General features: G+C 41.3%; 17 protein-coding genes. 7 read left to right on the forward strand and 10 right to left on the reverse strand.

Translation table 11 applies throughout. The annotated features are described in order from the left end of the window. The first annotated feature begins 115 nt into the window (after window positions 1-115). A complete protein-coding gene (locus tag E0E36_RS03025) occupies window positions 116-2245 on the forward strand; it encodes a S9 family peptidase (protein ID WP_130854672.1) in 2130 nt (709 codons plus the stop codon). Between the two features lie 97 nt (window positions 2246-2342). Here the strand turns inward: E0E36_RS03025 and E0E36_RS03030 are convergent, their stop codons facing one another. From E0E36_RS03030 to E0E36_RS03045, 4 genes are all read right to left on the reverse strand, one after another. Continuing rightward, entirely contained in the window at window positions 2343-3359 is a 1017-nt protein-coding gene (locus E0E36_RS03030) for an asparaginase (RefSeq protein ID WP_130854673.1), read from the reverse strand. Between the two features lie 182 nt (window positions 3360-3541). Beyond that, on the reverse strand, window positions 3542-4306 hold the full coding sequence (locus E0E36_RS03035) for a TatD family hydrolase (RefSeq protein ID WP_130854674.1): 765 nt from the start codon (window positions 4304-4306) through the stop codon (window positions 3542-3544). Window positions 4307-4397: 91 nt separating this feature from the next. Then, window positions 4398-5372: an FKBP-type peptidyl-prolyl cis-trans isomerase gene (locus E0E36_RS03040; RefSeq protein WP_130854675.1), complete on the reverse strand. Its 975-nt coding sequence runs from the start codon at window positions 5370-5372 to the stop codon at window positions 4398-4400. A 52-nt stretch (window positions 5373-5424) separates the two neighbouring features. Further along, window positions 5425-6438: a DHH family phosphoesterase gene (locus E0E36_RS03045; RefSeq protein ID WP_130854676.1), complete on the reverse strand. Its 1014-nt coding sequence runs from the start codon at window positions 6436-6438 to the stop codon at window positions 5425-5427. A 148-nt stretch (window positions 6439-6586) separates the two neighbouring features. Here E0E36_RS03045 and E0E36_RS03050 point away from each other — a divergent pair, with 148 nt between their 5' ends. Beyond that, window positions 6587-7006 (forward strand): nucleoside-diphosphate kinase, encoded by a 420-nt coding sequence (locus E0E36_RS03050; RefSeq protein WP_013664534.1) that lies wholly within the window; start codon window positions 6587-6589, stop codon window positions 7004-7006. Window positions 7007-7073: 67 nt separating this feature from the next. On the opposite strand, the gene E0E36_RS03055 is transcribed toward E0E36_RS03050, so the two are convergent. Continuing rightward, window positions 7074-7790, reverse strand: coding sequence for a pyridoxine 5'-phosphate synthase (locus E0E36_RS03055; RefSeq protein WP_013664533.1), 717 nt, complete (start codon window positions 7788-7790; stop codon window positions 7074-7076). 248 nt (window positions 7791-8038) lie between these two features. On the opposite strand from E0E36_RS03055, the gene E0E36_RS03060 reads away from it, so the two are divergent. Next, complete coding sequence (locus E0E36_RS03060; protein WP_130854677.1) at window positions 8039-8365, forward strand: DUF6686 family protein; 327 nt, start codon at window positions 8039-8041, stop codon at window positions 8363-8365. Between the two features lie 25 nt (window positions 8366-8390). On the opposite strand, the gene ahcY is transcribed toward E0E36_RS03060, so the two are convergent. Beyond that, complete coding sequence (gene ahcY / locus E0E36_RS03065) at window positions 8391-9707, reverse strand: adenosylhomocysteinase (protein ID WP_130854678.1); 1317 nt, start codon at window positions 9705-9707, stop codon at window positions 8391-8393. Between the two features lie 312 nt (window positions 9708-10019). On the opposite strand from ahcY, the gene E0E36_RS03070 reads away from it, so the two are divergent. From E0E36_RS03070 to E0E36_RS03080, 3 genes are all read left to right on the forward strand, one after another. Then, window positions 10020-10397, forward strand: a complete 378-nt coding sequence (locus E0E36_RS03070; RefSeq protein WP_013664529.1) for a BlaI/MecI/CopY family transcriptional regulator — start codon at window positions 10020-10022, stop codon at window positions 10395-10397. A 5-nt stretch (window positions 10398-10402) separates the two neighbouring features. Further along, the gene (locus E0E36_RS03075; RefSeq protein ID WP_130854679.1) at window positions 10403-12187 is read left to right on the forward strand and encodes a M56 family metallopeptidase; all 1785 of its coding nucleotides are present in this window, start codon (window positions 10403-10405) and stop codon (window positions 12185-12187) included. Between the two features lie 113 nt (window positions 12188-12300). Then, window positions 12301-12711 carry a BrxA/BrxB family bacilliredoxin gene (locus E0E36_RS03080; RefSeq protein WP_013664527.1) on the forward strand — a complete coding sequence of 137 codons (411 nt, stop codon included), beginning with the start codon at window positions 12301-12303 and terminating at the stop codon, window positions 12709-12711. A gap of 81 nt (window positions 12712-12792) precedes the next feature. On the opposite strand, the gene cdaA is transcribed toward E0E36_RS03080, so the two are convergent. The 3 genes from cdaA to E0E36_RS03095 form a co-directional block, all read right to left on the reverse strand. Then, window positions 12793-13584, reverse strand: coding sequence for a diadenylate cyclase CdaA (gene cdaA / locus E0E36_RS03085; RefSeq protein ID WP_165446905.1), 792 nt, complete (start codon window positions 13582-13584; stop codon window positions 12793-12795). Between the two features lie 67 nt (window positions 13585-13651). Then, window positions 13652-14977 carry a TolC family protein gene (locus E0E36_RS03090; RefSeq protein WP_130854680.1) on the reverse strand — a complete coding sequence of 442 codons (1326 nt, stop codon included), beginning with the start codon at window positions 14975-14977 and terminating at the stop codon, window positions 13652-13654. Window positions 14978-15126: 149 nt separating this feature from the next. After that, window positions 15127-16374 (reverse strand): dicarboxylate/amino acid:cation symporter, encoded by a 1248-nt coding sequence (locus E0E36_RS03095; RefSeq protein ID WP_013664524.1) that lies wholly within the window; start codon window positions 16372-16374, stop codon window positions 15127-15129. Window positions 16375-16487: 113 nt separating this feature from the next. On the opposite strand from E0E36_RS03095, the gene E0E36_RS03100 reads away from it, so the two are divergent. Continuing rightward, window positions 16488-17585, forward strand: coding sequence for a lipase family protein (locus E0E36_RS03100; RefSeq protein WP_130854681.1), 1098 nt, complete (start codon window positions 16488-16490; stop codon window positions 17583-17585). 2 nt (window positions 17586-17587) lie between these two features. Here E0E36_RS03100 and E0E36_RS03105 read toward each other — a convergent pair whose 3' ends face one another. After that, window positions 17588-18253: an ABC transporter ATP-binding protein gene (locus E0E36_RS03105; RefSeq protein WP_013664523.1), complete on the reverse strand. Its 666-nt coding sequence runs from the start codon at window positions 18251-18253 to the stop codon at window positions 17588-17590. Window positions 18254-18331 lie beyond the last annotated feature (78 nt).

An 18331-nucleotide genomic window follows, 5' to 3' on the forward strand; every position in this document is an offset into this window, starting at 1 on the left:
CTTTGAATGAAGCGAGACAAGGGTAGCGTCCTATTTTATTTACTAGGTACAGATCGCTTCAAAATGTTTATCTTAGTACTGGTAAGTTCCGTTGTCCAACATGAAACATATACCCATGATATTATTAACACTTTTAGCCTCCTGCGGAGAGAAAAATCAAGAAACACAAGGATATCGGTGGCCCGATTCAAAAGCACCGGTTGCAGAGAAGATTCCCCACGAAAGAACAATCCATGGCGATACGGTAGTAGATAATTATTATTGGATGATTGATTACTTTAAAAAAGGACCTGATAGCACGAAAGTAATCGATTATTTGAATACTGAAAATGCCTATCTCGACACCATGATGTCGGGTACTAAAGAATTTCAGGAAACCTTATTCAAAGAAATGCGGGCTCGTATAAAAGAGAAGGATGAGTCTGTACCTTATTTTAAAAACGGGTATTTTTATTATACTAGAACGGAAGACGGCAAACAATACTTTAAGTATTGCAGAAAAAAGGGATCGCTCGATGCAACAGAAGAGATTTTATTGGATGTTGATAAAATGGCAGAAGGACATCCTTACTTCAGTGCAACCGGCTTCAGTATCAGCCCTGACAATAAATTAATGGCTTTCGGTGTAGACACCGTATCTCGTAGAGAATACACAATATTTATTAAAAATCTGGAAACCGGGGCGCTTTATACGGAGGAGATTAAAGGAACCACCGGTGCCGTTGCGTGGGCAAATGATAACAAAACCTTCTTTTATACGGCGAAGAATCCGGTGACATTGTTAACTGAAAAGATAAAAAAACACGAGCTTGGTACCGATGTGCGTATGGACCTGGTTGTTTATGAAGAGAAAGATAATAGTAATTACATAGGCGTAGCCAGAGCTAAATCGGGCAAATTTATTTATATCTATTCGGGGGCAACAACCAGTTCGGAAACCAGATTTATCTCTGCAGATAAACCAAGCGATTTGTTTAAAGTGTTCCAGCCTCGAATGAAGGATGTGTTGTATGAAGTGACTGCCTTAGAGGACCGGTTTTTAATCTTGACTAATAGAGACGCGTTGAATTTCAAGGTGATGGAGTGTCCCTTGGATAAGACGGATATTGAACATTGGAAAGAAGTTATTCCGCATCGCAAGGACGTGCTTTTGGAGGGCATAGACGAGTTTAAGGACTTTATAGTCGTTTCCGAGCGAAAGAATGGATTAACGCAGTTGAATATTAGGAGCCTCCGGAACGGGGAAGAACATTACCTGGATTTTGGCGAGGCAGCCTATACCGCCTACACACAGGCAAATGTGGAATATAATACGTCGATCGTTCGTTATGGATATACCTCACTGACGACTCCCTCTTCCACATTCGACTATGATATGGTAGAGAAGAAAAAAACGCTTTTAAAACAGCAAGAGGTACTGGGAGGCTATGATTCGAAAGCTTACGTAACCGAGCGACTTTATGCAGAGGCAGAAGACGGCGTTCGCATTCCCATATCATTGGTTTACAAGAAGGGATTTGAACGGAATGGTAGCGCCCCTTTATTGCTTTACGGATATGGCTCTTATGGGGCATCGATGGATCCAACTTTTAGCAGCCCCCGTTTGAGTCTGTTGGATCGAGGGTTCGTCTTTGCGATCGCTCATATTAGAGGGGGACAAGAAATGGGAAGACAATGGTATGAAGACGGGAAGATGATGAAAAAGAAAAATACCTTCACTGATTTTATTAGCTGCGGGAAATATCTTATTAATAAACAGTACACAAGCAAAGGACATCTATATGCGCAGGGAGGAAGTGCCGGCGGGTTGTTAATGGGGGCTGTAATGAACATGGCGCCGGATTTGTGGAATGGTATTATTGCACAAGTGCCTTTCGTAGATGTGGTAAACACCATGTTAGATGAAACAATACCGCTCACTACGAATGAGTTTGATGAGTGGGGAAATCCAAAGAATAAAGAGGCCTATTTTTATATGAAAAGTTATTCGCCTTACGAAAACATAGAAGCAAAGGCTTATCCAAATATGTTAGTAACTACGGGCTTGCACGATAGCCAGGTTCAGTATTTTGAACCGGCAAAATGGGTAGCAAAGTTACGGGCTACGAAAACGGATAAAAACGTATTATTACTAAAAACAGAGATGGACTTTGGACATGGAGGCGCTTCCGGTAGATTTGATTATCTGAAAGATATTGCCTTGAATTACGCGTTCTTATTAGCCCTGGAGGGGAATGTTGAGTAGTTGCGTCGTTAAGTAGTTGAGTAGTTAAGTCGTTAAGTAATCCTTTAACAATTTCCCTACTCAACTATTTTCTCCATTTCTCTACTCAACGCATAAATTAGTCTGTCAATTCTCCTCTGATATTCACTTCTACCCACCGAGCCACTTCACTTTGGCTTTCAAACTCGCCCTGAAGGTACATTAGCTTGGTTACCGCCGCTTCGAAAGTCATATCAAAACCACTGAGTACGCCCATTTCCTTTAGCCATTGACTGGTTTCATATCGGCCTAATTCAACAGAACCTACCTTACATTGTGAAATATTAACAATATTCTTCCCATCGCGAATAGCTGCTCTAAGCATATCCAGAAACCAAGTAGCCGTTGTGGTATTGCCGGAGCCAAAGGTTTCCATAATAACGGAACGTGCATTGGATTCCAGCACGGCCTTAACAACTTCTTTACTGATACCCGGATATAACTTGAGGACTGATATCGAATTGTCTATCCTGGTATGTAATATAAAATCTTTACCGGTATTATTCATCAATGCAGGGCGATTGTATTTCAAGTGCACGCCTGCCTCGACTAAAACCGGGTAGTTTGGCGACCGGAAAGCTTCGAATTTCGCCGAATTATATTTAAAGGAGCGATTCCCGCGAAACAATTTACTATCAAAATAGATGCAAACTTCTTGTATTAGGGAGCGTCCATGCTTTTTCGCTGAAGCGATTTCCAGCGCTGTAATCAAATTTTCGCGGGCATCGGTTCTAATTTCGCCGATAGGTAACTGAGAACCCGAAAAAATCACCGGTTTTTGCAAACCTTCCAGCATAAAACTTAAAGCGGAAGCAGAAAATGCCATCGTATCCGAACCATGTAAGATTACAAAGCCATCATATAAGTCATAGTTATCTTTAATAAGCTCCGCCATTTGCACCCATATGGCCGGTTGCATGTTGGACGAGTCGATGATAGGATCAAAAGAGTGAATAGACAGGTTATAGTTTAGGCGACTTAGTTCAGGTACATTTTTATGTATCAATTCGAAGTTGAAAGGAACAAAGCTTCCTGATGTCTCATCAGTAACCATTCCTATTGTTCCCCCAGTGTATAATATCAGTATATTGTTCATGTAAATTAGCGTTGCATCTCTTAACAGAGCTCGTTTTGCCCAGGTTCAAGGCATTGTAAACTTAGATAAAATCGTCTTTTTTCACAAGTATTCGTTTTGGAGCTCCTTTGGACACAAGTATATGCAATATAATGCGTATGGTTCTCCTCGTCCATCAGACCCTATTTGTAGCAGTGAAATAGTTACATTCCAAAAACATGCAGTGCGTTTTGAGTGGTCATATTTGCTACTTCCTCTATCGCTATGCCGTGTAAATCGGCAACTTTCTGTGCTACGTGGATAAGATAACTACTCTCATTTGGTTTTCCGCGAAAGGGAACGGGCGCCAAATAGGGCGCATCTGTTTCGAGGACGATATGCTTCAAGTCTATCTGTTCAACTACTTTATCGAGACCCGCATTTTTAAAGGTAACAACTCCCCCAATGCCTAAATAGAAGCCCAGGGAGATAGCATGTTGTGCCTGCTCCAAGCTGCCGGTAAAGCAATGGAAGATCCCGAATAATTTGTCGTCCTTCAGTTCCTCCAGTAAAGCGAATTGCTCGTCAAAGGCTTCACGGCAATGAATAACGATGGGGAGACCACGTTCTTTTGCCCAAGCGACCTGTATTCGGAAAGCTTCTTGCTGTTGTGGAAGTGTTGATTTGTCCCAATAAAGATCAAGGCCTATTTCACCGATTGCTACCACTGATTTTGCTAATAGTGCTTTTTCAATCAGAGCCAACTCCTCCTTGAAGTCATCCTTGACACTACATGGATGTAGTCCCAACATCGGATAACACATATCAGGGTACGTATCTGTTACATGAAAAACTTTTTCGATCGATTCATTATCCACGTTGGGTAGAAATAAACGGGTAATGCTGTTCTCCCTACAACGCACGATCTGTTCCTCTAATGCGCTTCCTTCATTATAGTAAATATGCGTATGGGTGTCGGTAAGTTGCATATGGGCAAACTTATATAAAAAAACTTAAAGACGGTCAGTCATGAGCCGAACAAAAACAAAAAAGCCCATCGAAATGCGACGGGCTTTATCATTATTTTTTAGCAGTTGCGGGTGTGTCCGGTGCTGCGGCAGTTGGTGCCGGTTTTGCTTTTTGTGGAACGATGTCAACAATTTCTACGGTGAAAGCCAGGGGCGTGTAAGGTTGAATACCCATGCTTCCATGCTCACCATAAGCCAATTTTGAAGGCAAGACCAAGGTTGCTTTAGCACCTTTAGATAATAAAGCTAATCCTTCATCCCAGCCCGGAACAACGGCTCCTACACCGATCGGAATACGAATCGGATCGTATGGTTCGCGCATTTGATTGTATACGTTTCCTTTTTTTGCGTCCTCTTTAACGCTTGAATCGAAGATCTTTCCGCCCAAAAACTTACCGGTATAATGTACGACAACGGTATCGCCTACATTTGGTTTGTTACCGGTTCCTTCTTTTTCGATCGAGTATTTGAGGCCTGAGCTTGTCGTCTTGACTTCAAGATCGTTTTTCTTAATATAGTTTTCGATCTTTCCTGCTTCCGCGTTCTTTGCTTTTTCGCGATCTTGGGCAATATATTTTTCTACCTCCTGGTTGAAGACACTGTCTGTAAGCGTTCCTTTAGGGATGACTTTGTTGATCTTGAACGTATGTACAATGTATTGTCCTTTAAATGGAGGACGAGGTTGGCCCGTTTTTGCTACCATGGTATCAATATTCAATCTGAACACGGCACTGTCTCCTTCTCCCAACATGGATAAAGCCGTGAAGATGTCGCCGGGATACATAGATTTCTGTGCTGCCAAATAGAAAGGTTGCTCCATTTCATAGCTGCTATTGAGAACCGAGTCGTTTTCGGTAGAGATTACTGCACCAAGGGAAATAAAATCACCTTCTTTGATTTTAGTTTTTCCCTCTTCTTTTACAATTTTATATTGCATGCCACCTGCACCGTCTTTGAAACTTTGGCATGACGTAGCTCCCAATCCTGTTAAAGCTGCCAAACCTAAAATAAGGGATGTTCTTTTCATTATTTGCTTTCTTTTACTGTTTTAAATTTTCTGTATAGTTCTGTACATATTGTTAATTATCCATAAGTTGTTCCTTATAAGCGGGAAGAACTGCTTTAAATTTTTCAACCACCCGCTCTAAAGGATGATCATCATGACCGCCGGCCGCATTGCGATGCCCTCCACCGTTGAAATATTTAGCACAAATTTCGTTTGCAGGAAAGGTCCCAACAGAACGTAGGGATAATTTGATTTGATAGGTACGATCAATGATAAGGGCGGCGAGCTTTATGCCACTAATGGACAGGGCGTAATTGACCAAACCCTCTGTATCGCCTGTGACGATATTAAAACGGGTTAAATCCTCTTTTGTTATGGCGAAATAGGCGGTATTGTATTCATGGAGTACCACCAAGCGATTGAGTAAACAAAAGCCTAAAAACTTCAATCTATTTTCTGAAGAGCTATTGTATACCCGCTCATGTATTTCGGCGTTCTTTGCGCCCAAAGAAATCAGGTCGGCTATCGCCAAGTGCACTTCTACGGTAGTAGATTGGAAACGAAAGGAACCTGTATCAGTCATAATACCGGTATACAAGCAAGTTGCAATTTCCGGTGTGATCGACGATCGGTCATCCAGCAGATTAACAATAAAATCATATACTAGGTAAGCCGTTGCGGCTGATTCGGGGTTCCAATGTCTGAATTGGTCAAAGCCTTCCGGATCCAAATGATGATCAATCATCACTTTTGTGGCCTGGCTTGTACTTAAAATAGGCTGCATGTCATGTGTACGCGCAAGACCGTTAAAATCCAAGCAAAAAATTAAATCAGACGCTGCGATCAGCTTATCTGCGAGTGCTTTGTTTTCTGTATAAATGATTGCCTCTTCCTGGTGGGGCATCCATGCTAAGAAGGATGGATAATCTGATGGTACAATTAGGCGCGCTTGATGTCCATGGGCTTTTAGCCACAACAACATAGCCAAAGACGATCCTAAAGCGTCTCCATCAGGCTTATAGTGAGTTGTTATAACTATACTTTTGGGTTCGGCTAATATTTGTTTCAGCGTGGTAATCGTTAACATGCAGTGTTTTAAAGATTGCAAAGCTATTAATTTTTTTCTTAGATATTCAAAAGAAAAATTCGTACTTACATATATATGGACAATATTTGAAATAAGGAAACAAAGTGGACATAAAAGCTTATTTTTGCAAAAATTAGAATTTAAATAGATGGCTACTAATAGAACTTTTACCATGATCAAACCCGATGCAGTTAACAATGGCTATATCGGGGCAATTTTAAACGACATTGTCGAAGCAGGGTTCAAGATTGTTGCAATGAAGTATACGCACTTAACAGGTGGAACTGCAGGCGCTTTTTATGCCGTACATAAAGAACGCCCTTTTTACAAAGATTTGGTGGCTTTTATGAGTTCCGGGCCCATCGTAGCAGCTATTTTGGAGAAAGAGAATGCCGTGGAAGATTTTCGGAAATTGATTGGTGCAACTGATCCAAGTAAAGCGGAGGCCGGAACCATTCGAAATAAATATGCTAAATCCATCGAGGCAAATGCGGTACATGGATCTGATTCAGATGAAAATGCAGCTATTGAGGGAAGTTTCTTTTTCTCTGCCTTGGAACAATACTAAGAAAGGTGGTAAGGTATAAGGCTTTACGGCGTAGGGTATTTCCTTAAACCTTCTGCCTTATACCTTTCTAGCTCAATTGGGCTCTATAGCGCTTAATGGTTTCTTCCAAACCTAGATAGAGCGCATCTGCTATAAGAGCATGTCCGATGCTTACTTCCAAGAGGTGCGGAATTTGGCTGCGAAAGTATTGCAGATTATGCAAATCGAGGTCATGCCCGGCATTTAGTCCTAAACCCAATTCATGTGCGAGCTTCGCTGCCTCCGCATAAGGTTGAACGGCCTCCGCGGGATTTTTGTAATAATTGGTAGCGTAAGCTTCTGTATATAATTCAATACGGTCTGTACCGGTACTCGCTGCTGCTTCTACCATTTTGGGATCCGGATCTACAAAGATCGAAACCCGTATCCCAGCGTCTTTAAAGAGTGCTGACATCTCTTTCAGGTAAGATTGATTGGCTATAGTATCCCATCCGTGATTAGAGGTTATTTGTCCCTGTTCGTCAGGAACGAGTGTTACCTGGGTTGGCTTATTGGCAAGTACCAAGTCAACAAATTTTTTCTCCCTACAATTTCCTTCAATATTAAACTCTGTTGTAATAGCGGCCTTTAGATCATAAACATCCTGATAGCGTATATGCCTTTCGTCGGGGCGAGGATGCACGGTGATTCCCTGTGCACCAAATTTTTCGCAATCCAGCGCTACTTGTAGTACATTGGGATTGTTGCCCCCACGGCTGTTCCGCAAGGTAGCTACTTTATTTATATTAACTGAAAGCTTTGTCATGATATAATAGACTATTAGACAAACATAGAGAATGTTGCTTTCAAATACAAGGCTACGAGCTAAAACGCTCTTCTACTTCTACAGCCCGGATTTGTAATCTCAATGTCACAAGCTAATTGTTATTTAGAATGATTAAAAATAAACATATATTTGTGTATTCAAAAGAACGAGAACAGTTTGAATATTTCGAAAAGTCCTGTTTAGCCATGCTTAAGGCATGGCTAAAGCAGGCACAATAAGCCAAATATATGTGTAATACGAGAATATTATGTCAATCAAACAGAGCAACGGTTAGTCAGTGTACCGAATGTGGTATGTTTTTTATTTGGCATAACAACATTCTGTTGAATTTTAAACAGCAGGAGTTTTATTTATTTTTGGCGCACATCAAAAAGTACGTATTTCAACAACGTTCGATCTGTTTCCCTGATGGAGAACATCGGTTACTGATGCACTCTGCCGCAGACGAAATTAGCCTAGCATTTACAGAAGACGAGTGGGAAGATATAAAAGAAGTATTAACGGAATCTGCCTACTTGGCAAATGTTTATGATATACTAAAAGGAGAAAAGTAAAAAAGGAGCTCAGCTCCTTTTTTACTTAATATCTATAATGATCTGGCTTATAGGGACCTTCCACCGATACACCGATATAGGCGGCCTGTTCTTCGTTAAGTTCATCCAACTCTACACCGATTTTAGCTAAATGTAGGCGGGCAACTTTTTCATCCAAATGTTTGGGCAAGGTGTAAACCTTGTTTTCATATTGAGCCGTATTCGCCCACAGTTCAATTTGTGCGAGCGTTTGATTGGTGAATGAGTTACTCATCACAAACGAAGGATGGCCCGTTGCGCAACCTAAGTTAACCAATCTGCCCTCTGCCAAGAGAATAATGTCTTTTCCGTCAATCGTATATTTATCAACCTGTGGCTTTATTTCGATCTTGGTGTGACCATAGTTCTTATTTAACCAAGCAACATCAATTTCGTTATCAAAATGTCCGATATTACATACAACTGCTTTATCCTTCATTAGCGGAAAGTGTTCTGCGCGAACAATATCTTTATTACCGGTGGTAGTAACAATAATATCCGCCTCTTTAACGGCGTTCGCGAATTTTTTTACTTCATAACCTTCCATTGCGGCCTGCAAAGCACAGATTGGATCTATTTCAGTTACAATAACCCGTACACCTGCGCTGCTCAATGATTCTGCAGATCCCTTGCCCACATCACCATAGCCAGCAACAACAGCGACTTTTCCTGCCAACATCAAGTCAGTAGCTCTCCGGATTGCGTCAACTAAAGATTCACGACATCCATATTTATTGTCGAATTTCGATTTGGTCACCGAATCATTCACATTGATAGCCGGTAAATGAAGCGTTCCCTTTTTCATGCGCTCGTATAAGCGATGTACCCCGGTAGTCGTTTCTTCCGATAAACCTCTGATACCTTTGATTAATTCCGGGTATTTATCGAATACCATATTGGTAAGATCCCCACCATCGTCCAATATCATATTGAGCGGTTTTCGCTCTTCACCAAAGAACAACGTTTGCTCAATACACCAATCGAACTCTTCGGCCGTTAAGCCTTTCCATGCATATACTGAAATACCTGCGGCAGCAATAGCGGCGGCGGCATGATCTTGTGTGGAAAAGATATTGCAGGATGACCAACTGACTTCCGCTCCTAAAGCAACTAGCGTTTCGATTAAAACAGCGGTCTGGATCGTCATGTGTAAACAACCGGCGATACGAGCGCCCGCTAAAGGTTTTGATGCTCCGTATTCTTCACGCAGAGCCATTAAACCGGGCATTTCGGCTTCTGCTAATTCGATTTCTTTACGCCCCCATGCTGCTAAGCTAATATCTTTAACCTTATAGGGCACATACGTTGTCTCTACTGATGACATAGTTTATTGATATAAATTGTTAATGATCTGACAAAACTCCTTTATGGAGCATGCATTTCTATGTTTAATATTCTGCAAAGTTACTAACTATTTAGGAGGAATTGTGTTGGCAATAGGTAATATTACATATACGCTTTGTGGCTATCAAAATAAAGGTACGCATCAAGACGACAGGAAAAGTGAGCGCAATCTGTTAAAATATCCTAAATAATTTTGGATATACGAAACTCTTCGTATATTTACCTACGAAATACTTCGTAATGATAAGGTATATATTATAGACAACGATTGCGAGCGAAAACCAGGAGGCTAATGAAAACGATAAAACCAACGGAAAGTGAATTGGAAATCTTAAAGATTCTGTGGGAGCGGGGCGATTGTACCGTTAGGCAGGTGCATGAACAATTTGCTTCCGATAAAGATGTCGGATATACCACTATTTTAAAATTTATGCAAATTATGCATACGAAAGGACTGGTGGCACGCGATGAAAGTAATAAGACTCACGTTTATCGGGCTGCGGTAAGCAGGGATGTTGCGGAACAACAGTTGGTCAATAAATTTATAAAGGATTTATTTGATGGCTCTGCAACACGTTTGGTTATGCAGGCGCTTGGAAACCATCGTGCGAGCAATTCCGAGTTAGCGAAAATACGGCAGTTGTTAAACGATTTGGAAAATAAAAAATAAAGAAAATGAACTTAGCACCCTTAATTTACGCACTTGGTTGGAGTCTGCTGCACTCGTTGTGGCAAGGCGCCTTATTAGCGGGGATGGCCTATGTGTTGGTGTCTGTTTTTTATTTATCAGCAAAGGAAAAAGTAAATCTCTTATTTACCTTTTTAGGTGTATTGCTGTTTGCTTTCATTGGAACCTTCATCAGTTACCTGCCCGGCTCTACAGCAATTGGTAAGACGCAGCTCCCGGTTTCATTAGAAGGAATCGCTGTTTCGGTGGCCAATGGAAATAGCGATAGTTTATTGATATTAGAACGCTACTTTCCGTATATGAGCCTTTTCTATATACTAGGGGTGTGTATACAATTCACGGTTTTAATGGTTGGGTACTTGGGGATTATCCAATTAAGAAGGGCAGAGAAAGGGGGTGTCCCGGAACCTTGGGAAAGGATATTTACCCGCCTCAATGAAACGATGGGTATACGGAAAAAGGTTGGTTTTTACCTTTCCGCAAAGGTAGAGATTCCAACAGTTATTGGATATTTCAAGCCCCTTATTTTATTTCCAATAGCGGCATTATCAGCTCTTGACCTTAAACAAGTAGAAACCATACTCATTCATGAGCTTAGTCATATCCGTAGAAATGATTATGTGCTTAACATGTTAAAATGTTTGGTTGAAGCAATTTTGTTCTTTAATCCTTTTGTACGAATATTATGTAGAATGCTCGAAAAGGAGAGAGAATATACCTGCGATGACGAAGTGCTTAATTACGGAGGAGATGCTATGGTATATGCTTATGCCTTGCTATCTCTTGAAAGTGCTCGCACGAAAAATTCACCGTCTCTAGCTTTAGGGGCCTTTAACAATAAAGAACATCTTCTTCAACGAATTAAAAGAATAACCATTATGAAAACTACAACATTAAATACACGCCATAAATTGAGCGCAATGGCACTTTTAATTGCAGGAGCCTTAGGCTTGGCTTGGGTCAGTCCCGCTAATGACACTGTACCGCATCCGCCTAAACCTCCTGTATTGGCAGAAGCAGATCGTCCTGCACCGCCTTTGCCCATTATTCCTCGTCGTCCTTCTGCGGAAACATTGGAGCCTCTTCCTCCCTTAGCGCCTCTTGCACCGACAGCACCCTTGGCACCCCCATCGAAACCAGATACCTTGGACGAATTAAAAGTAACTGAAAGTGTGGTAAAGTTATTCTCTTCTCCTGAGTGGAAAACCTTGCAGCGAGAGATTGAAGCTAATGGCAAAGAAATAGGGGAAGTAGTAGCGAAGCAATTTGAGACGCCCGAATGGATGACTTTTCAAAAAGAGCTGAGCCAAAATGCAGCGGAACTAGCGCAGCTGAGCACGACCGAGCTTTTTAACTCTCCAGAGTGGAAAGCAGCTATGAAAGATGTACAAGAACAAGCACAAGAGATGGGGCTTCGTGCGATAGGGGGCCACGATTCCACCTATTTTAAATCAAATGAGTGGAAGCAGAAAGAAAAGGAAATGGAAGAGAAGAGCAGGAAACTGGAAGACCTTTCTAAACAAATTGAAGAGAAAATGAATGGCCCCGAAGTAAAGGCAAAAAGAGAAGCCCTCGAAAAGAGGTCGAACGATTTAAGCAAGCGGGCTGAAGTTTTTCAAAAGCAATTTGAAACACCTGAATTTAAAGCAAAGCAGGAAGCGCTTGCAAAAAAAGCAGCTGCATTAGCACGGCGTTCTGAAGCATTCCAGGCAAAAGTAGAAGCAGAATTTAAAGCAAGGTCAGATCAGAAAAAGATAGATTCGGAGAAGTAACTACCTGCTTGTCCCCGAGTATATAATCTGACATTATGTTGAAATAGCTGTATTGCCCATCCGGTTCATATCTAGTATCTTTGCTTTATTATATAAACATAAAAAAGGAAAAGATGTATCCAGAATATTTGGTTGAGCCTATGCGCAAAGAGTTGACTGCTGTAGGCTTTGAGGAACTTAAAACGCCTGAAGAAGTTGATGCGGCGATTAATAGTGAGGGAACTGTTTTTGTTGTCGTAAATTCAGTATGTGGCTGTGCGGCAGCAAATGCTCGTCCGGCAGCTAAGGCTGCTATTCAAAACGAGAAGAAACCTGCGAAGATAGTAACCGTTTTTGCGGGCATGGAGAAAGATGCAGTAGATAAGGCAAGGAACTATATGTTACCTTATCCACCGTCCTCGCCATCAATGGCTTTATTCAAAGATGGTAAATTAGTGCATATGATTGAAAGGCATCACATTGAAGGCAGACCTGCGCAGATGATCGCAGACAACTTGGTAGCTGCTTTCAACGAGTACTGCTAAGAACCAATAATTATCTTATTTGTAGGCTCTCAAAAGAATTTGAGGGCTTTTTTTTGTTAACAGGGCGGGTCTGCGACGAAGCTACACATCCTCATTTAAAAGACGTTCAAGTTCGTCATGCGTAATATTCATATTAACATTTCCTTGTTTGGCATATGAAATCTCGCCCGTTTCTTCAGACACAATAACCGCAACCGCATCACTCATTTCGGTAACGCCAATACCGGCGCGGTGCCGCAGGCCAAATTGGAGCGGAAGGTCTTCGCTATCGGATAAAGGTAGGATACAACTGGCTGTTTTGATTCTAAAATCCACGATTACCAGGGCTCCGTCGTGTAGTGGACTGTTTTTTTGAAAAATGCTTTCTAATAAGCGTTTTGAAATTTCGGCATCTATAAATTCGCCGCTATTCTGATAGTATTCCTCATCAAAAAATTTAGAGAAAACGATCAGCGCACCGGTCCGTGATTTAGACATACTCCTACAAGCATCAATAATAGGTTTTAATCGAGCGGTATTGTCTTTTTCGATCTCTTTCTTTCCCAGGAAAAGTGACCAAAGTTTTTTATTTCGTCTAAAGCTGATGTTCTTTCCGATATGAATTAAAAATCGCCTTATTTCCTGCTGGAACACAACAATTAATGCAATGGAACCGACACTGATAAAGCCACCAAATATTTCGGTAAGCAAGCGCATTTGCGATTGCTTTACCACTAAATAGGCTAAATAGATAATGAACAGTCCGATCAGGATATTTACCGCAATGGTTCCCCTGATGAGGTTATAAATGTAATAGATGATGATAGCTACCAAAAAGATATCAATTACATCCAGTAGGCGGATGTTGAAAAAGCTAAAATCAATATTGCCCATAACATCCGCAATTTATAAATTTTTTTGCTTAGCCTGATAGCATGAGCTGATTTTGCTTGATCCTTGCTTAGCGCTGACCGTTATAGTAGTTCGCAATACGCTGTCTCAGTTGCCATTCATATTGAGCTACCACTAAACTGATATTCGCTTGATCATATTTTGTTTTTTGAAGAAGGAATTCAACTGAATTAATGTCCCCCGCTTCGAAACGAACTTCCGCCACGCGGAAGGACTCTTTGTAAGCTTCTACTTGCTCACGGATTTCCAGGTATTTTTCTTTGGCTGTCTGTAAATTGATCAACACCTGTGCTGTTTGCTGTTGTAAATTATTCTCTGTGTTCTCAAGATCAATCTCCGCGTTTCTTAATTCAAGTTTGGCCCTGGAGACATTAATTCTTCTTCTAAAGCCATCTAGAATAGGGATGCTCAAGGTCAATCCCGCGCCCTTTCCTAAATTGTCCTGAATTTGATCCATGTAGGTCCCTCTGTTTTCGTCAGCGTTTGAGTATCGACTAGTTAGGTTGGCCCCGAGGGATAATGTTGGAAAATATAAAGAACGAGTCGCTTTCAGTTGATATTCAGCGCTCTCTTTCCAGAATTGGGCCGCCTTTAAAGTTCCAAGTGAAGCAGCGGCTCTTTCATAAAGGGCCTCTTGACTTAATGACGCACTGGAAACATCAGGTAGTTGATTAATCGGTTCAAATGAAAGCGCTTGGCTATAAGGGATATTTAATAAGCGTGTCAGCACGATTACATTTGTTCTAAGCGTATTTTCACCAGTTAATACTGTAATTTGATCACCGGAAAACTGTCCCTTTACATCATAATATTCTCCCGGAGCAACTGCTCCGTCCCTATTTAGAATGGCTAAACGTTCCAGTTGTTTTTTGGTGACATCTCGTTGTTGTTTATACTGCTCCAGCGCATCTTTTGCTGTAATGACCTGCAAGTACGCGAGGATCACGTCCATCGTTAGGTTATCTTTTATCCGCTGCTCATCCATTTGGGTAGCTTTATAAGCGAAGGCCTGTTGTCGAATGGTTCTAAGCAAATTGAGGCCGTTGAATAAAACCATGTTTGTATTCAGCCGCTGATTTCCCGATGTTATATTTTCAGAAACAATCGCGTTTGTTATGGGGTCTGTTGAAAAACCTGTGTTAATATTGTGATCGAAGCTTCCACTGAGCGTAGGCAATAAGGCCGCTTTAGCTTGTTTCAAATCTAATGAAGCAGCTTGGCTGCTGTTAGCACTTTTCTGTGCCTCCGCATTGTTTTTGAGCGCCAGTGCGATACATTCTTCTAGATTGTAGTGTGTTTTAACCGAGTCTTGACCATGCGTAATTAACGGGAGTATATATAGAAAAAATAATATCGCTCTTTTAAGTGTGTTCATGCAAAATTTCTTATGCCAAAAGAATACACAGGATAAGCCAAAAACTTATCTGTTTTATTTACAAGCTGTTATTAAAAGCGGGATGATGCTTTACGTTCGGAAACGGGCATTGGGTGTCCGTTTTCGGACAGTGCTAATGGCTGGACACCCTATCGTTGTATCTCTACTGCTTGCTCAAGATCAATTTCTTTTTCCCATTTTGCAATAACGAGCGTTGCCGCCGTGTTGCCTATAATATTGGTTAGCGCTCTGGCTTCGCTCATAAAACGATCGATCCCAAAAACCAGCGCAACGGACTCGACGGGAACATGACCAACCATTGGAAGCGTTGCGGCTAGGATGATAAATCCGCTGCCCGTTACACCGGCGGCCCCTTTTGAAGTGAGTAAAAGAACCAATAAAAGGGTTAATTGTTGATTGAAGTTCATGTGCATATTAAGTGCCTGCGCAATGAAAATTGCTGCCATGGTTAAGTATATTGAGGTACCGTCTAAATTAAAGGAATAGCCTGTTGGAATAACCAAGCCCACAACGGGTTTTGAACAGCCTGCCCGCTCTAATTTCTGCATAATGCCGGGTAGCGCAGACTCAGAAGAGGAGGTCCCCAAAACAATCAATAACTCTTCTTTAATGTATTTTAAGACTTTCCAAACGCTAAAGCCGTTAAAGTAAAGGACTGCTCCGATAATCAGAAAGATAAAAATAAGACAAGTAAGATAAAAGCAGAGCATAAGCATGCCTAGCTGCGTTAAGGAGTTCAAGCCGTATTTACCAATAGTAAAACCCATTGCTCCCAAAGCGCCTATAGGTGCCGCACGCATAATGATCTTAATCACGGCAAATATTCCGTTCAGAAAGGATTGCAAAACGGTCATCACCGGTTCTGCTGCTTTTCCGATTTTCGATAAGCCAAAACCAAGCAAGATTGCGAAAAAGAGCACCTGCAGCAAATCTCCTTGGGCAAGAGCACCAATGACATTATCCGGTATGATATGCAACAAAAAATCCTTAAGACTATCCTGGTGTTTGCTTTCCGTGATATAGCTTTCTACCGAGGAAGTATCCAAGGACGCGGGATCAATGTTCATCCCAGTACCGGGTTGTAAAATGTTTACGATCGCCATCCCCAAAAGCAACGCAATGCTGGTCATTACCTCGAAATAAATAATGGCCGTTAGTCCCACTTTCCCTACCTTCTTCACGTTCTGCATGCCGGCAATGCCCAATACCACCGTACAGAAAATGAGCGGCGCAATAATCATCTTTACGAGCTTGATGAAGCCATCTCCGAGCGGTTTAAGTGATTCGCCTACTTTTGGATAATAATGACCAATTAATACACCAATAATGATCGCTATAATAACCTGAAAATACAGACTTTTCAATAATTTCCTCATAGTGATGGTTGGACCTCGGATGTTTTAGGAATACGTAATTTTTTCCGCAAGATAAACAAAAGCGAATAAAACTTTATAGATTTAGTAGCGTTTCCATAAAGAGAAAACAAGATATGAAGCGATATTTTATTGCCATTTGGCTTCTACTGAACGTACATATTGGACTCCTCCGTGCGCAAAGCTTAAAGCCTGGGTTTGATAAACAAGAGTATCTTACTTTACTAAAGATTTCTTCTTCACAAGGCGATACACTTAAACCGGGGCCCAATTATTTGGAGCCTCCTATGAATTATGAGCGCATTTATCGATCAAAAGAGGCGGGCTTAAAGAATCGATGGGACCTTTGGCTCAGTCGTGATAAACAAATAATGGCAGTTTCTATCCGAGGAACGATTAATGACCCCGTAAGCTGGTTAGAAAATTTTTATTCAGCAATGGTACCCGCGAAAGGCGTATTGCAATTGAATGATAGCACCCAATTTGATTACGTTTTTTCGAAGGATCCGAAGGCGGCAGTTCATGCCGGTTGGACCATCGGAATCGCTTCCATGGCACCTGATATCGTACATCAGATTAAGGAACAATATCAAAAAGGAACGAAACAGCTATTGATTATGGGACATAGTCAAGGTGGGGCGTTGGCCTTTTTGCTCACGTCTTACCTTCGATATCAACGGGAAGAGAAGCAATTACCTGCGGATTTACTTATCAAAACCTATTGCAGTGCGGCTCCTAAACCGGGGAATCTATACTATGCATATGATTATGATTTCATTACAAGGGGTGGTTGGGGATTCACCATCGTAAATGCATTGGATTGGGTTCCTGAAACGCCTTTCTCACTACAAACCTTGGCAGATTTTAATCGGCTAAATCCCTTTCAAAACATTGATCAGGGATTAAAAAAACAGAAGCCTTTCTACGTTCGATGGTATCTTAAGCACGCCTTTAACAAGCTCGATAAATCAAGTAAGAAATCTAGACGGAATTTTGAGAAGTACTTAGGCAAAACACTTTTTAAACAAACTCAGAAAACATTACCACAATTGAAAGAGCCCGCTTATGCGGAAACGATGAATTATATGCGAGCTGGAGTCCCTATTGTTCTCCAGCCCGACTCAACGTATTATAAGGTATATCCGGACACGGGGAAAAATGTTTTTGTGCACCATGCGTTGAAAGCCTATGCAGATTTACTGGAGCGGTATTAGCATTATTTCACAATCTGGCCATCCAAAAGCTCGATAATTCGATTGCCGTACTCGGCGTTTTTCTCTGAGTGTGTAACCTGTATGATCGTTACACCATCTTCTTCGTTCAGCTGCTTAAATAAATCCATAATTTCTTCTCCTTGCTTGGAATTTAGGTTGCCGGTTGGTTCATCGGCCAATAATAATTTAGGGGTAGTAGCGAGTGCACGGGCAATGCCAACGAGTTGCTGTTGTCCGCCTGATAATTGAGAAGGGAAGAGATCTTTCTTGCCGACGATTCCAAATCGGTCTATTAGGTCTGCCACGATTGCTTTGCGCTCGCTACCCTTTAGGTTTTTATAAATGAGCGGTGTTTCGATATTCTCATAAACAGTTAGCTCGTCAATCAAATGGTAGGCTTGAAATACAAAGCCAATATGCTCTTTGTAAAGTGCGGAGCGTTGTTTCTCCTTTAATCGTAGCACTTCTTGTCCAAGGAATTGATAGCTGCCTTCATCCGGTTCATCCAGGAGCCCCAAAACGTGTAATAAGGTAGACTTTCCTGAACCGGAAGGCCCCATAATCGATACAAACTCACCTTCACTGATAGTAAGATTGATATCTTTTAACACAAATGAACGGTTGCCGCCCACATTATACCACTTGAAAATATTGCTCAGTTGAATCATCGTTTTTTTAGATTAAAAAATAAAAATTAAAAGTAAAAAGCCAAGTTCATTGGTACATTAAAATAAACAAAACATTAA

This window comes from Olivibacter jilunii (genome assembly GCF_900607235.1).
In the GTDB taxonomy this organism is placed as follows: Bacteria; Bacteroidota; Bacteroidia; order Sphingobacteriales; family Sphingobacteriaceae; genus Olivibacter; species Olivibacter oleidegradans.

Excerpts from the sequence above, each read along its gene's own strand:
- E0E36_RS03095 (WP_013664524.1), bottom strand. The coding sequence starts at position 16,374 with ATGAGGAAATTATTGAAAAGTCTGTATTTTCAGGTTATTATAGCGATC.
- E0E36_RS03105 (WP_013664523.1), bottom strand. The coding sequence starts at position 18,253 with ATGATTCAACTGAGCAATATTTTCAAGTGGTATAATGTGGGCGGCAAC.
- E0E36_RS03070 (WP_013664529.1), top strand. The coding sequence starts at position 10,020 with ATGAAAACGATAAAACCAACGGAAAGTGAATTGGAAATCTTAAAGATT.
- E0E36_RS03045 (WP_130854676.1), bottom strand. The coding sequence starts at position 6,438 with ATGTTAACGATTACCACGCTGAAACAAATATTAGCCGAACCCAAAAGT.
- E0E36_RS03080 (WP_013664527.1), top strand. The coding sequence starts at position 12,301 with ATGTATCCAGAATATTTGGTTGAGCCTATGCGCAAAGAGTTGACTGCT.
- E0E36_RS03090 (WP_130854680.1), bottom strand. The coding sequence starts at position 14,977 with ATGAACACACTTAAAAGAGCGATATTATTTTTTCTATATATACTCCCG.
- E0E36_RS03035 (WP_130854674.1), bottom strand. The coding sequence starts at position 4,306 with ATGCAACTTACCGACACCCATACGCATATTTACTATAATGAAGGAAGC.
- E0E36_RS03040 (WP_130854675.1), bottom strand. The coding sequence starts at position 5,372 with ATGAAAAGAACATCCCTTATTTTAGGTTTGGCAGCTTTAACAGGATTG.
- ahcY (WP_130854678.1), bottom strand. The coding sequence starts at position 9,707 with ATGTCATCAGTAGAGACAACGTATGTGCCCTATAAGGTTAAAGATATT.
- E0E36_RS03025 (WP_130854672.1), top strand. The coding sequence starts at position 116 with ATGATATTATTAACACTTTTAGCCTCCTGCGGAGAGAAAAATCAAGAA.
- E0E36_RS03030 (WP_130854673.1), bottom strand. The coding sequence starts at position 3,359 with ATGAACAATATACTGATATTATACACTGGGGGAACAATAGGAATGGTT.
- E0E36_RS03055 (WP_013664533.1), bottom strand. The coding sequence starts at position 7,790 with ATGACAAAGCTTTCAGTTAATATAAATAAAGTAGCTACCTTGCGGAAC.
- E0E36_RS03100 (WP_130854681.1), top strand. The coding sequence starts at position 16,488 with ATGAAGCGATATTTTATTGCCATTTGGCTTCTACTGAACGTACATATT.
- E0E36_RS03050 (WP_013664534.1), top strand. The coding sequence starts at position 6,587 with ATGGCTACTAATAGAACTTTTACCATGATCAAACCCGATGCAGTTAAC.
- E0E36_RS03060 (WP_130854677.1), top strand. The coding sequence starts at position 8,039 with ATGTGTAATACGAGAATATTATGTCAATCAAACAGAGCAACGGTTAGT.
- E0E36_RS03075 (WP_130854679.1), top strand. The coding sequence starts at position 10,403 with ATGAACTTAGCACCCTTAATTTACGCACTTGGTTGGAGTCTGCTGCAC.
- cdaA (WP_165446905.1), bottom strand. The coding sequence starts at position 13,584 with ATGGGCAATATTGATTTTAGCTTTTTCAACATCCGCCTACTGGATGTA.